The sequence below is a fragment of the Paenibacillus sp. FSL R10-2796 genome (assembly GCF_037965315.1).
GTDB classification, from domain to species: Bacteria; Bacillota; Bacilli; order Paenibacillales; family Paenibacillaceae; genus Paenibacillus_AQ; species Paenibacillus_AQ odorifer.
In genome coordinates this window covers 1,090,485-1,105,290 of sequence record NZ_CP150178.1, presented here as the reverse complement: position 1 = coordinate 1,105,290, position 14,806 = coordinate 1,090,485, and the positions used below count along the sequence as shown (strand labels likewise).

Annotated in this window: 11 protein-coding genes; 4 read left to right on the top strand and 7 right to left on the bottom strand. The window is 45.5% G+C overall.

Features of this window, described 5'->3' with window-relative positions:
• Nucleotides 1-13 precede the first annotated feature (13 nt).
• Nucleotides 14-2,335, bottom strand: coding sequence for an alpha-xylosidase (yicI, locus tag NST58_RS04925; protein WP_076129610.1), 2,322 nt, complete (start codon nt 2,333-2,335; stop codon nt 14-16).
• 128 nt (nt 2,336-2,463) lie between these two features.
• Here yicI and NST58_RS04920 point away from each other — a divergent pair, with 128 nt between their 5' ends.
• The 3 genes from NST58_RS04920 to NST58_RS04910 all read left to right on the top strand — a co-directional run bounded on the left by NST58_RS04920 (nt 2,464) and on the right by NST58_RS04910 (nt 5,280).
• Nucleotides 2,464-3,354, top strand: a complete 891-nt coding sequence (locus NST58_RS04920) for an AraC family transcriptional regulator (protein ID WP_076129611.1) — start codon at nt 2,464-2,466, stop codon at nt 3,352-3,354.
• A gap of 48 nt (nt 3,355-3,402) precedes the next feature.
• Nucleotides 3,403-4,290 (top strand): helix-turn-helix transcriptional regulator, encoded by an 888-nt coding sequence (locus tag NST58_RS04915; RefSeq protein WP_076129612.1) that lies wholly within the window; start codon nt 3,403-3,405, stop codon nt 4,288-4,290.
• 174 nt (nt 4,291-4,464) lie between these two features.
• Nucleotides 4,465-5,280, top strand: a complete 816-nt coding sequence (locus NST58_RS04910; protein ID WP_339246546.1) for a hypothetical protein — start codon at nt 4,465-4,467, stop codon at nt 5,278-5,280.
• A 98-nt stretch (nt 5,281-5,378) separates the two neighbouring features.
• On the opposite strand, the gene NST58_RS04905 is transcribed toward NST58_RS04910, so the two are convergent.
• The 6 genes from NST58_RS04905 to NST58_RS04880 all read right to left on the bottom strand — a co-directional run bounded on the left by NST58_RS04905 (nt 5,379) and on the right by NST58_RS04880 (nt 13,347).
• Nucleotides 5,379-7,448 carry a class I SAM-dependent methyltransferase gene (locus NST58_RS04905; RefSeq protein ID WP_339246543.1) on the bottom strand — a complete coding sequence of 690 codons (2,070 nt, stop codon included), beginning with the start codon at nt 7,446-7,448 and terminating at the stop codon, nt 5,379-5,381.
• A 129-nt stretch (nt 7,449-7,577) separates the two neighbouring features.
• Nucleotides 7,578-8,453, bottom strand: a complete 876-nt coding sequence (locus tag NST58_RS04900; RefSeq protein ID WP_076219700.1) for a radical SAM/SPASM domain-containing protein — start codon at nt 8,451-8,453, stop codon at nt 7,578-7,580.
• Between the two features lie 22 nt (nt 8,454-8,475).
• Nucleotides 8,476-9,462, bottom strand: coding sequence for a Gfo/Idh/MocA family oxidoreductase (locus NST58_RS04895; RefSeq protein ID WP_339246540.1), 987 nt, complete (start codon nt 9,460-9,462; stop codon nt 8,476-8,478).
• A 251-nt stretch (nt 9,463-9,713) separates the two neighbouring features.
• Nucleotides 9,714-10,487: a glucose 1-dehydrogenase gene (locus NST58_RS04890; RefSeq protein WP_036680744.1), complete on the bottom strand. Its 774-nt coding sequence runs from the start codon at nt 10,485-10,487 to the stop codon at nt 9,714-9,716.
• A gap of 77 nt (nt 10,488-10,564) precedes the next feature.
• Complete coding sequence (locus NST58_RS04885; protein WP_081386450.1) at nt 10,565-11,377, bottom strand: acetoacetate decarboxylase family protein; 813 nt, start codon at nt 11,375-11,377, stop codon at nt 10,565-10,567.
• Between the two features lie 29 nt (nt 11,378-11,406).
• A complete protein-coding gene (locus NST58_RS04880) occupies nt 11,407-13,347 on the bottom strand; it encodes an NAD(P)/FAD-dependent oxidoreductase (protein ID WP_339246537.1) in 1,941 nt (646 codons plus the stop codon).
• 121 nt (nt 13,348-13,468) lie between these two features.
• Here NST58_RS04880 and NST58_RS04875 point away from each other — a divergent pair, with 121 nt between their 5' ends.
• Nucleotides 13,469-14,743 (top strand): helix-turn-helix domain-containing protein, encoded by a 1,275-nt coding sequence (locus NST58_RS04875; protein WP_339246534.1) that lies wholly within the window; start codon nt 13,469-13,471, stop codon nt 14,741-14,743.
• Nucleotides 14,744-14,806 lie beyond the last annotated feature (63 nt).

Sequence of the window (14,806 nt, the reverse complement as noted above, 5' to 3'; positions counted from 1 at the left end):
TTAAGAAATCATCTTATTTCAGTGTAATGGTAAACGATACAGATTTTGCACCCGCGTTTACTTTCACTGTAGTCTCATCCACTTGCTCTGCACCTTCTACGGAAGCGATAGCTCCCAGATCTTTAAGGGAAAGCGAGAATTCTTTACCGCTGCCTTCTGCAGTAACTGTTACGCTGTTGCCTTTGCGGGCAGCCTTCACAGTCAATTCTGGAGCACCTTTAAGATCACGTACGGTTGCAGAAGTAGTAGTACCTTCTTCAAGTGAATACAGGCCAAATTTCACGCCATCCGCAAAGTCATAATCCGGTTTGTTGTCGATGCTGCCGATTGCCAGCAAGGAGTTCTGACGAACGAACAGTGGCAGGCTGAAGAAATCATATTTCTCTTTGCGCCATGATCCGCCTTGTACAGTTTCACCAGATAACAGGTGAGTCCAGCGACCTGCTGGCAGATAGTATTTCACTTCGCCGTTTTCTTGGAAAATAGGCGCTACGAGCAAGGAATCACCCAGCATGTATTGGCGATCGAGCACTTCGCATGTTGGATCTTCCGGGAATTCCATAACCATCGCCCGCATAGAAGCCCAGCCATGCTCTGCAGCCTGCCCAGCCACATCATACAGGTAAGGCATCAAGCTGCATTTAAGCTTCGTGAAGAAGCGGGTAACATCACAAGCTTCATCATCGTACGCCCAAGGCACACGGTACGAAGTGCTGCCGTGCAGACGGCTGTGGCTGGACAACAGTCCAAAAGCTAACCAGCGTTTGAATACATGTGCCGGAGCAGTGTTCTCGAAACCACCGATATCGTGACTCCAGAAACCGAAACCGGACAAGCCCAGGGACAAACCGCCGCGAAGGCTTTCTGCCATGGATTCATAATCTGCGTAGCAATCTCCGCCCCAGTGAACTGGGAATTGTTGGCCGCCAGCAGTTGCAGAACGTGCGAACAATGCTGCCTCATTCTTACCAAGCTTCTCTTCCAATACTTCAAATACAACTTTGTTGTACAGTTGAGTGTAGTAGTTGTGCATTTTCATCGGATCAGATCCGTCGAAATAAACTACATCTGTAGGAATCCGCTCACCGAAGTCTGTCTTGAAGCTGTCTACGCCCATATCTACCAAATCACGCAGGTAGCCGGCATACCATTCACAAGCCGCAGGGTTAGTGAAATCCACCAGTCCCATACCCGCTTGCCACAGGTCACATTGATAAACATCGCCGTTAGGCTTTTTGATCAGGTAGCCGTTTTTCTTGCCTTCTTCAAACAAGCGTGAACGTTGACCAATATAAGAGTTGATCCATACGCAGATCTTCAGGCCTTTTTCCTTCAGGCGTTTCAGCATGCCCTCTGGATCTGGGAATACACGTTTATCCCATTCAAAATCAGTCCATTGATACTCACGCATCCAGAAGCAGTCAAAGTGGAATACATGCAGCGGCAGATCACGTTCTGCCATACCTTCTACGAAGGAATTTACAGTCTCTTCATCATAGTTGGTAGTGAACGAAGTTGTCAGCCACAAGCCAAAAGTCCATGCTGGTGGAAGCGCTGGTTTACCTGTAAGAGCAGTATAGTTGCTAATAACGTCTTTAATGGTAGGTCCATCAATCACGAAGTATTCCAAGCTTTCTCCAGCTACGCTGAATTGGGCTTTTTTCACTTTTTCTGAAGCGATTTCATAGGAAACCAATTCCGGATGATTCACGAATACGCCATAACCTTTGCTTGATACGTAGAAAGGAATGTTTTTGTAAGCTTGCTCAGAGCTAGTGCCGCCGTCTTTGTTCCAGATATCAACGGTTTGTCCATTTTTCACGAAAGCGGTAAAACGTTCGCCCAGACCATATACGAATTCGCCTACGCCGAGATCCAGCTCATCACGCATGTACGTGTTACCGTCTTGGTCGGTGATGTAAGCCATGGATTTAAAGCCACTGCCTGTAATACGTTCTTCGCCGCGATAGAAATCCACCGCCCATTGTTCGCCTTTGCGAATCACTACACGAAGTCCGCCGCTGATCAGCACGGTTTCGAGATCCGTTTCTTCAATCTTCACATGATCGCCAGTACCTTTAGTCAGTTCGAAAACCGGACCACGTTCCTGTACACCATCATGATGAATAATTTTAATGCCTACCACGCCTGGAAGCGGAGAATGGAATTTTACAGTAAGCAGGGTTGAATTCAGCGTTGCTGCGCGCCCTGTGATTGGAGTCGTTTGTGTAATTGCTGTTAATCCTTCGGGAGTCTTTTCTACAACATAATTTTGAACTGCGCCGTTAATCGTGATACCTTCACGAACCAGCCAGAGACCATCAGTAAATTTCATTGTGTACTTGCCACCTTTCAATTTGGTGTTTATAGTTGCATTATACCGATAAAAAATGAACAAAACTAATACTATATAGCTCATTTATAACACTATTTTGATGTTTTTCTAAGAAAAGAGGCCTTTATATGGACCGTACAACTCAGAGTTTGCTAAAAGAAAACAGAGTTCATGGAGATAGTATGTTTCCACTCGCAGCTTATTGGATAGAACTTCCATCCGGAACGCATGTACTCGATACACATTGGCATGAAGAAGCGGAGTTCTTTATGCTGCTAGAAGGAGAAATTCTGTTCCAAGTAGACACAGAATATTTTCCACTCCGCGCGGGCGAAGCGGTATTTATCGAATCTGGCGATATACACGCCGCCTATGTGCTGAACGAAGACACCCCCTGCAAATTCTGTGCGCTTGTATTTCTGCCTGATCTTTTGGCTAGCGCCCAGTACGATACGATCCAGCAAAACGCGATTTTGCCACTGCAAGAGAAGCGCCAGAGCTTTCCGAGACATATTACACCAGATGTCCCTTGGCAGCAGGAGCTGCTTCATCATCTGGAGCAAATGATGGAGGCATACGCTAATAAAATGCCCGGATTTGAGACCTTTATGAAAGGAACTTTGCTAATCATGCTTTCCAAGATTACCGCAGAGGGCCGATTTGAGAACCGCAGCCAATCGGATGATGCTGATACCACCAAAATTAACCGCCTTAAAAAGGTGATCCTTTATATCCAAGATAACTATCAGGAACCGATACGTACCCGTGATCTATCAGAGCTTATTCCCATGAGCGAGGGGCAATTCTGCCGCTTCTTCAAAATGATGACTCGTAAAACGCCAGTCGATTACATCAACTCATACCGGATTCGCCAGGCTGCCGATCTGCTGCAACAAAGTGAAAGAAAAATATCCGACATCGCATTCGAGGTCGGATTTGATAATGTAAGCTATTTCATAAAGGTTTTCCGTAAAGCGATGAAATGCTCGCCTTCGGAGTTCAGGAAAGGTGCAGGCTAGTTTCATCTACATCATAAAAAAACGATGGATTCCAATTGGAGGCTCGCGATGAACTCACCGATTCTTAGCTTTATCACACCGCCTATTCCTTATTTCATAGACTGTGGTCGTGCTCACTACAATGCTGGAGACTATCATATCAGTCGTAATTGCATCGGCGTATTTGATCTAATCATTGTTAAAAAGGGGATGTTGCCCATCGCCGAGAACGAGGTGCACTGGGAGCTAAAGGAAGGAGAATTCCTCATCCTTCGTCCAGATGCCCATCACTATGGTTTTGCCCCTTGTCCTATCGAAACAGAAATCATCTGGATTCATTTCCAGACCTTCGGCAGCTGGATCGAGTGTCAGGATATGAACGAATGTCTGGAGAATCAGAGCGAGCTCATCGAAAGCCATAAACAAAAAGCTTATTTAAATCACTGCGATGTATGCTCGATCTTTATTCCGAAGTATACGGAAATATCAGAGAAGGCAATGGAGGTATTAGAGTTCTTTTTCCATCTGGAACAAGAACCCCAGTCGATGCGCAACTGGAAGCGCCAAGCCTCCTTTCAACAGTTCCTGCAATTCTTGGACCGTGATCTGGCCGAGGCATCCGATGCAACCGCCATTCATCTTGCCGAGAAGATTGAATTGTTCATTCGGCAAAATTATACTCGTGATGTCTCTAACTCCTTACTTCAAAAAGAACTTAACTATCATCCCAACTATCTCGCCAAAAACATGCTAAAAATATACGGTGTGACCCCTATGGCCTATCTCCTGTCCTATCGTCTAGAACAATCCAAACGGCTGTTAATTCAAACTTCCTGGTCCATTGCCCGCATCGCTGAAGAGGTTGGCTTCCATCATATTACTTACTACTCTTCCTGCTTCTCCAAGAAAGAAGGCATTTCTCCCTCTAACTTTCGACAAAAATTCACCGGTAAATAGACATTACAAAGCCTGGAATCGAAAATATCTTCCTCTTCCGGGATAGTTTGGACAAAGAAGCTGTTAAGCGTCCATCAAACAACGCTGCGGCTAACAGCTCTCCTTATTAAGTATTGCTGCTGATTTACCGATATATTATAGATAGATCTTATCGTCGTAGGAGGATAATGAACCATGCACATAACGAATATGACCGCATCTATGGGAACGAGGTTTAATGTATCTGTTAGTCACCAAACTAATGATAAAACTATGAAATCAAACAGCAATACTAGTGGTAATGGTAATGGAGATAAATTATCAATAAGTAAATCTGCAAAGGCTGCTTTTCAAAATCAATCCAAAATGGACGGAATGGTTAACTCCCTGCTTAAACAAAAACAAAATATCATCGACAGTAAGAACAGTCTGATTGAAAGAACTACCAAAAGTTCACATAATCTCGAATCTATTCAAGATCAACTTAAGGAGTTCGACAAGCAGCTCCAAACGATTGACCAACAAATTGCAAAATACAGCTTCGAAGAGCAACAAAAGAACTTAGAAGATGCTCAAAAAGCTAATCCAAAGGATGAACCTAAAACCGAGCAAGAGATACAGAACGAAAGATTGAATACGATTGTTTCTGTAAGCCAAGATGTTAGCCAAATGGAGGTAGTTTCTTCTACCCACACTAAGATGCGTGGCGAGGCAAAAGTTCTGACCAAGGAAATAGAGCTGGATGAGGCTCGTTCTACTCATTCCGCAACAGCCAAACGGGAGCAGTTATCCAAAATCGAAACTAAACTATCGGAAATGAACGAAACGTTAGGCGATGCCATGAAAGACACGGGAGATAAAATTAAAGATCAGATCGATAAAGCAGGTTCAACAGAAATTAAACCTTTTGAAGAGAACACCAATGAGCGGACAGAACAATTAGCTACCTATCAAGAAATTCAACGTTTAGCCGAAGAATCTGATAAGTCGCAGCTAGAAGTACTAATCTAACAAGGGCAAGAATCTCTATATAAAAAAGCAATCGGATCTCCTCCGCAGCAGAGGGTCTGCCGATTGCTTTTTTTAGATGCAGCTGATGTATTTTTCGGCTATTCCTTCCGAATCACAATAAAGCAGGTGCTGTCCGGCAGCGCCACTTCCTGTCCGCTCTCATCCATGAACCTTACTCTATCACGCAAAGCTTCGGTATAACCTTCTTGCAAGTAATGCCGGAAGACCTCAATCTTTGCCTGCTCTCCTAAAATCTGTTCAATAAATGAGGCAAACTCCGTAGGGGTGAAATAACCAAACTGTTCTTGGACTTCGTGAATATAAGCCTCTTCGCCCCAGGTATAAGTATATAAAAATTCCATGGCATCATTAACGGGCATGAGTACTTCTTGTTCCCCTAATCTCTGAAACTGAATCTGACGTCCAGCAAAATCCTTCGCATAACGCTCCAGCCACACCAGACCGTCCTCTTCCAGAAAGCGAACTCTCCGCAGCAATGATGCAGGTTCAGTCATGATCCCATCGCGGATAATGATAACCCCGCCAGCTGACAATACAGCAAAGGCACTTCGCAGAGCTGCGGAGACGGTGTCGTGATTGAACTTATTACCATTTAGCGGCACATAAGAATATAGCTCATGCAAAATCGAAGAGAAAATTACCGTGTCCACCGTTCCGGCCTCCACGAAATCTTTAAGGTTCAACGCATCTCCCTGCAGCACCTCCCAGTGGCGACCTTCCCGCTGCTTGCGTTGTCGCAAGGCTTCCACTACATTGCTTGATATATCAATGCCGATAGGAGTAACTTCGGGCATACGCTCTTCCAGTAAATCCAGCAGCACACCGCCGCCCGGACCGATATCCAGCACTTTTTGTCCAGTGACATGATCTAGAATTACAGCTTTATAATCTGCTGCATTATTCATTTGGCTTAAGTAGGTATCTTCATTATGAAAACGGTCAAAAGCATCCCTGCGCAGCTCGAATAGATCGAATAACAGCAATACAGCACGTTCATACAAGGGTGATTTTTCAGCTTCCATACAGAATTCGATCAGCTTCTCTGCCGCTGCCGAGAATTGGAATTGAAAAAATACCGTGTCTGGCAGATGTTCCTTAGAATATTGCCGCAAGAGTAGGTGAGGGTTCTCAGCAGGCAAAGTCCCTTGCTCGATATCCTTCCATGTAAGCTCCGCTAAATATTTTTCGATAATCCGCTTCTTATAAACATTGGTCTTCTTAACACCCTTGTAATCGTAGTAAATGCTGTTCATGACATGCTCGAAGCTGATATGGCTTAAGGATTCATTCTGCGCCCTCTGGGCAGCAAGCACCATCACCTTCAGAAATTGCTCCAGCGAAAAGGTCTGTAGTGCAGATTCTACATACCAGAAGGTAATCTTACTTAATGAAACCAACCGTTCAGCATGGAAACCTTCCTGCGTCAGCTTAGCCCATTCCGTAGTGAAATCCTCTCCTCTAGAGATCGGACCCAGCCGCATTCTGCGCAGTCGTTCCTTCATCGGCATAGGACTAGCAAGATTGCCTGAAGAAATCAGCTCAATAAGCTGCTTCACTTCATGCTGCACATTCTGCCATAACTCGGGAGACACAGCTCCGATGATGCAATGATTGAGCACGGTCAGCAGGCGTTCCAGTTCCTCCGCGGTCAGCAGCTGATCTTCCACTATATCATGGAGTGGCTTATTGACTTCCGGCGGCACTTCTCCGCGAATTTGCTGTCCTATAAGTCCATGAGTCTCAATAAGCCGCTGAATCATCGTACCTTTCTCGGAGACAGCCTTCCCTAAATATCTCTCATATAACTGTGCGGAACCTAAATTATGTACAAAACAATTGATCCCTTCCTCCTGCCAAACCAGCCGCTCCTTTGCTGTACCTCCCTTAGCCGTTTCTGACCAAATTAACGTTTCTTCCACCAGCTCTTTTATCCAAATAGAACGGGGAAGTTGGTCCAGAATCTGCAAGCTACGTTCCACATAGTCTAGTACGGGATTCCTGCGATCCAGCTCCTCCAGAGATTCCACACGTTCCAAATTTACAATCTGCTCCTCCGCTTGGACAATAAGCTTCAGCCAGAGGTGATCCTCCAAATGATCTTGCACACCTTCACGGTATAAGGCGATGGCTTCCAGTGATTTCAGCATATGCTCCTCCTTCGCTCCAAAGTGGAGACTATAAAGACCTATTATTATATATATACAATCCCGTTAATTAAAAAACAGAACCAGGACTCATGAAATAGCCATGTCCCGGTTCTGTTTGCATTCCATTCATTAGGTTCCGAACCGCTGCCGATACCCACATTTGCGGCACAGCTCCTCCACCGCTTCTCTACGTGAGAAGCCATAGAATAAATTGTTCGCCCGCTCCCCCTCTACAATCTCTGAGAACGGAGTTTCATGGATGTTGCCTAGGTTAATTACTCCTTCACCATCCAGACAGCATGGCACAACCGTGCCATCCACAAGGATTGCCGCTTGGCTCCGCAGGGCATGACAGAACCCTTTTCCGTCATCTTCCGGCTCATTCAGCGCTGGCCAACGGAACTCATGATCCTGATTAAGGTAGACGCGTGGGGCAATCTTGACACCACTGCCAGGCACAACCTTTTCTTCGATCTTGAAATCCAAGTTGAAGGCTTCCTCCAGCAGGGCAAGGGTTTCACGGTTACGGTTTCTCTCCAGATTCGTCAGATTATCCTCCGTCAAATTCCACAAGCGGAAAGAAATAATGACCCCTTGCGCTGAGGCTTCCCGTACAAAAGAAATTATCTCTGAAAGATAGCCTTCACGGTTCTCTGACCCTTCATGCCCATCAAAGCTGTGCAGAGAAAAGTTCATCTGACGCAGTGCGGGCTTACCAACAATTTTAGGTCCGGCTTTATGAATTAACGTGCCATTGGTTGTAATATTAACCTTGAACCCTTTGGCATGAGCAGCATCCAACAGTTCACCGATCTTGGGATGCAGCAACGGCTCCCCTTTGACGTGAAGATAAATATGATTGCTGTGTGGTTTAATTTCATCCAATATCGTATTAAACGTATCAAGCTTCATGAAATTTTTCGTCCGGGCGGTTTGTGGACAAAAGCTGCAGGCGAGGTTGCAGACGCTTGTTATCTCAATATAAACCTTTTTAAAAGTCTTCAAGTCCTGCTCCCCATTCTATTTATTATAAATCTGAGGCATAGCGGAGACCGATCTGTGCTCTGGCTTCCTCCATAATCTCTGCTGCGGCCATGGAGTTCTCATGAGTATTAATTCTGCTCTCCCGTTCACCATTCTTAATCAAGTTGATGAATTCTTCCACCTCATAATACATAGGTTCAAACACCTGAGGCAACGTAAGCTCCTCAACTGTACCATCACGATAGTAAATTTTCACCTGATAAGGCTCATTGATTTTGTCGATCACCATCGTACCGTTCTCTCCATGAATCTCAGCTGGCAGATAGGAGTCGGAAATCTTGGAGTGCATAACTACCGCATCCATATCGTCATACTTCATAATGAGACTTCCTTCACCATCCACACCTGACGAGAGCATGACACCCACTGCCTGTACTGATTGAGGCTTGCCAAAGAGCACTACCATTGGATACAAACAGTACACTCCAAGATCCATTAACGAGCCATTGGAAAAAGCGGGATTAAACGCATTTAACACAGTCCCCTGCCGGTAGGCATCATATCTGGAGGAGTACTTACAGTAACTTGCAAAATAACGGCGAACTTGGCCGAGTTTATACAAATTATCACGAATCACTCCAAAGTTCGGCATAAAGGTCGATTTCATCGCCTCTACCAGTAGCACATCATTTGTGCGCGCAGCTTCAATCATAGCTTTAAGCTCCGTACTGTTGGATGCAGCCGGTTTCTCGCAGAGCACATGCTTGCTGTGATTTAAGCACATAATCGCTTGTTCTGCATGCATAGAATTTGGGCTGGCAATATATATAGCATCTACATCTTTGCTTTTCACCATATCTTCCAAATTCGTATAAATTGTAGCTCCCGCATATTTAGCAGCAAAGGCCTGACCTTTCTCCATTGTGCGAGAGTACACGGCTGTCAGGATAAACTCCTCATTCTCCAAGCCGGCTTGCACGAAGCGGTCTGTAATAAAGTTTGTTCCAATGACCCCGAAACGAATTGTCATGATGTTATCCCGTCCTTTTTAGTTATTACTAACTCTACATGCTATTTTCTCACTCATAGGTAGTCATGTCTACTTTTTAAGGCAAATTAACGACAATTTCTGATAAATTCAGCAATTCTCTTGTTACTGGCGGAGCACCGCTCATCGTACAACGCAAAAAAAGGCGTATCCCAGCCACCCTTTCATGGCTTTTGAGATACCCTTTTTTTGGAGTTACAATCATTCCCCGAGCTTACAGAACCAGATGAACTCTATATAATTGTCCAGCCGCCATCTACAAACAAGGTCTGACCTGTAGTGTAGCTGGAAGCATCTGAAGCAAAGTAGAGCACGGCGCCGTTTAATTCTCCCGGATTACCAGGGCGCCCCATCGGACACACTGCGTTGTACATTTTTAGCGCTTTTTCTGCAAATAACGTATTCTCAGTCATTTCAGTTTTGAACAAGCTTGGTCCAATCGCATTAACAGTGATACCATGCTTAGCGTAAGTTGCCGCCACCCCTCTTGTCAGATGGATCACTCCACCTTTAGCAGCATTGTAAGAATGCGTAGGAACCGAAGCAGAAGCTGTAAGGCCTAGCATTGAGGCTGTATTGACGATTTTGCCGTAATTCCGTTCCTTCATATGCCGGATCACATGTTTCGACATCAGGAAAACACCTTTTAAATCCGTATCCAGTACCCGATCCCAAGCTTCTTCTTCCAGCGCCTCAATCGGAACCGCATCCACCACACCAGCATTATTCAACAGAATATCAATTTTGCCAAAGGCTTCCATAACCTTTTGAACAGCCACAATAATCTGGTCCTCTTTTCTTACATCACACTCGATAGGAATTATTCTGCGTTCAGGGTATTTAGCCCGGATATCCTCGGCTACTGCTACAAGCTTGTCATATCTTCTGGCCAAAATAGCAATGTCTGCTCCTTGCTCAGCAAGCATCTCTGCGAATTGTACCCCGATCCCACTGGATGCTCCTGCGATAATAGCTGTCTTACCCGTCAAATCAAAAAGGTTAGTCATTCTAATTCCTCCTAATGTTTAGTTAGCCGATCCTTCTTCGGTTTCATTTCGCACAAACTCACTTCAAACACGTAGGCTTATACTGAGGAAACAGGTTGCAAATTGTTCTCCCACCAGTCCCAGCGGAGATAGCAGTATGGAAGATACTCCATTGGATTCAGAGGCTCCAGAATTTTACCTTTTTCAAGCACATTTGTACTGACGGTGTAAACCGCGCCCAGCATATTCACAACTTCAAGCTCACTCCAAGGATCATGCGGGGAGTCTTGGAAGGTGATAGAGGCTTCAGCCGCTTTATAGACTTTAACCTCACTTACTAAACGCTGTGTGACCAAGGTTGGCATCAGATCGAAGCCGTTTCCGTCAATTGCATTGGCATATTTGATGTTATACAAAGGGATATCTTTGCCGTAATATTCCTCCAGAATCTTCTCGGCTCCATTGTCATTGAAGTGTCCATCCATAGTGGCTTTTACGTTGAAAAAGTCAATGCCATGCCGGCCGATTGCCCCATCAATGCCATCTTCTGAGGTGTTCATACGCACATCGGCCATTTTCTTAGGCAGCCCACATACTTCCCGGCCCATAGCCATCCCGATATCGCTTGTAATAGGCATCGACAGGCAGTAGTTGCCTAATTGTCCGTTATAGTCCGCTAGAACGAACAATCCAGCTTCACGATAAGGTGGACAAAAGTTCGTAGCTGGGTAATTGGCGATAAAAGCATTTACCAGCGGCCGGCTTGTTGGCTTCAGTGGCTTCGGCAACAAACGCTCGATAATCTCTGGTTTGGTCTCCCAATACACCGTCAGCATCTCTGCATCATAAAAGGTGGTTGGCTTGCCTCCGTATTTCTGCATATCTGCGAAACTTTTCACAAAACTCACCATGAATGAACCCTCCTTAGATTAGTAACCCTTTAGTTCAGCACAAAAGCCGTTTCGAATCCAGATTGAATGGCCTGTCCGATTCGGCCTGGCTTGCCTGCATCGCCGATCACCTTCACATTGGGCAGTACTTGCTTCAACTCATCAACAAATGAGCGATCGGGTGTAACACCAATGGATAATACAACAGCATCCGTCTTTTTCAGCGAAGTTTCCCCCGTGGACGTATTCTCAAGCACAATCGCGCCATCCTGCACTTCTACCAGCTTGGTTGATGCTAGAAGCTCCACGCCGTTCTTTTTCAGTCTAGTCACAATGTCGATCAGATTTGGCAGATAGGCATCTGGACCAACCCTCGGCTGCATTTCCACCACCGTGACCTGATTTCCCATATCGGCTAAATATTCAGCCGTTTCCAGCCCTGTCATGCCGGAGCCGATGACCACAGCCTGCTTGTTCTTAATCACAACTGACCCACTAAGTACGTCAACAACGGTGCAGACCGCTGCCTTCTTTACTCCCGGAATAACAGGCACTATAGGCTGTGCCCCAGCAGCAACAAATACCGCATAAGGGTTCAGTTGCTTCAGTTGTTCCAGCGTAGGTTTCGTAGAGAGACGGACATCAACATCCAGATCCTCTAACTGATGCTGCATATTATCAATAAACCAGTTGAGCTTCTCCTTCAATGGTGGCCGGCTTCCCAGCTCCACGCTGCCGCCTAGCACATCTCTGGCTTCGAACAATACAGGTTTAAAATCTCTGAGCGCCAGAATCCGTGCTGCTTCCATACCTGCTGGACCCCCGCCGATCACAGCTACTACTTTGCCATCGCCATCCTTGGTTGGTTCTGCAAATTCAAGCTCCCGGCCCACTCTGGCATTGACAGCACACTTGATTACCTTGCACTCCATCACTTCCTGAATACAGTACAGGCAAGAGATACAGGTTCTTATCTCTGCTTCTTTGCCTGCTGCCGCTTTGTTACCCCACTCCGGATCGGCCAGTTGGGCTCTTCCAAGGGCTACAAAATCCGTATTTCCTTCCTGTAGTAGACTCTCAGCAAATTCAGGCTTACGGATCACATCACAAGCAATCACTGGAATTTGCACCGCTTGCTTAATGGCTGCGGAGAGATGTTTTTTCCAGCCTTGCGGGTAGGATATCGGCTCAATGATCGTATTGGATGATTCATAAGTGCCGGAGCTTACATTTATGCAATCCACTTCGATGCTTTCCAGATGTTTCGCAGTCTGGATAGCCTCATCCAGTGTAATCCCGCCTGAGACAAATTCATCGCCGTCGATTCGCACCGATACAGGGAATCCTGCGCCACAGGTCTTTTTGATGCCAAGCACAATTTCGTTCAGGAATGACATTCTACCTTCCAGTGAACCGCCATATTTATCAGTTCTCAGATTGGTAAGTGGGCTCAGAAACTGTCCTACGAGATAGCCGTGGGCACCATGGATCTCCACGCCATCAATACCTGCTGTTTTAGCTATATAAGCTCCGAACACAAATTTACGAACTAACTCTTCTACCTCTTCAGTAGACAGCTCCCGGGGCATTTCCCCAATCGCTGAAGACATCACTGCGCTAGGAGCAACAATTTGTTTGCCTCCAATAAGCCGTCCGTGATTTTGCCGGCCCGGATGCTGGAGCTGAAGAAATATTTTGCTGTCATGACGATGCACAGCTCTTGCCAGTTTCTCCAGACGCGGCACAAACAGCAAGTCACTTGCATTCAGCTGGTTCGGTGTACCTACTCCGGTCTCATTATCCACACGCGTAATTTCCGTAATGATTAGACCACAGCCACCCGCGGCACGTTCCTCATAAAAAGCAATCATTTCATCCGACGCTTCACCACTGGCCGCGGCCAGTGACGTTCCCATAGCCGGTAATACAATTCTATTCTTAAGTTCAAGGCGTCCAATTTTACCTGCTGCAAACAGTTTTTCATATTTCATCTGCTTAGCACCTCCACCTTTAGTTTAAGGCGTCCAATACTTTGTGAATATATTTACAAGCACCAAAAATCACTTCTTTATAGTGCATATTGCACTATTATTGAAACAGGGGGCGATATGAATGGATGTTTCCTTAAATGAGCAAGTATCAGGTAAAATCGAAATGGAGCATTATACCGCATCTTTGTTTACTGCATACATTTCAGGTGCAGGCCTTTCAGCTATCGTACAGACAGCTGCCGAGCTACTGCAGAATCCCGTCATTGTATTTGATTGCAGCTTCAAAATTGTAGCTCACTCTGACCTTTCCGATATCGACGATTACATATGGAGTAATAATATCCGCAAAGGTTATTGCTCTTACGACTTCATTGCGGCTGTGAGCAAAATGAACAGTGTCCAGCGTGGGAAACAAAGCGATGAATCTTATGAGGTAACCTGCGAGGAAACATCAAACTCCAAACTGATCTCCAAAATAAAAGTAGCCGGCAAACAAATCGGCAATGTATTGCTTCTAGGATGCACAAATCCTTTTCGCGCCAGAGATAACGAGCTGCTGTCCATCACCGCTACCATACTTGCCGAAGAGATGGGCAAAAATAGCTACTATCGCAACGCCAAAAATATAAAAGTTGAAGATTTTATCTGCGCATTGCTAGAGGAACAGCTTCAGGACAACCGGATTATTCAGGACAGGATGCGGAGTGCAGGACTAAAGTTCGGGAATCAGCTGCTTGTGCTGCTGTTCGATCTTACCTGGTATGAAGGTTCAGGCCGTTATGATGATTATTTAAGAGAACGTTTGCAACAGCTTTTTCCGGGCAGTCCTTCCACCTATTATGACGGGCAGATTGTAATGATCCATGATGGAAATCTCTCCAAAGAGCTTGTAAATAAGCAGCTGCAGGAATTTCTAGCCCAAACCGGCATCTCGCTTGGCATCAGCAATATGTTCACTAATCTTACGCAATGTAGGAGACACTATCTTCACTCCCGAAACGCTATTCGGATCGGTACCATTCTCAGCCCGCAGCAGCAGCTGACTTACTATTCAGATATCCAGCTCTATGAGATGCTCTCTGCTGATGTTGTGTTTAACGAGGATAATAACTACTACCATCCAGAGCTGCTCAAGCTTCAAGAATACGATACTGTGCACCAGTCCAATCTATATCATACCTTTTACGTTTATCTCAAAAATAACCGGAACATGCAGATTACCTCAGACGAGCTGTACATTCACCGGAATACACTCAGATATAAGCTCGATCTTATCAGCAGACTGCTGGACACCGACTTTACCGATTCTGAAAAAATGCTGTCGTACTATGTCTCTTACAAGGTCGCTGCTTTTTGTGAAAAAGCTAGGGAGCAGACCCGTACGCCGCAACGTTAATGTTAGAAGCTACTATAAACACACAAACAGCCCCCGTTCTTATCCCAAGAACGGGGGCTGTGC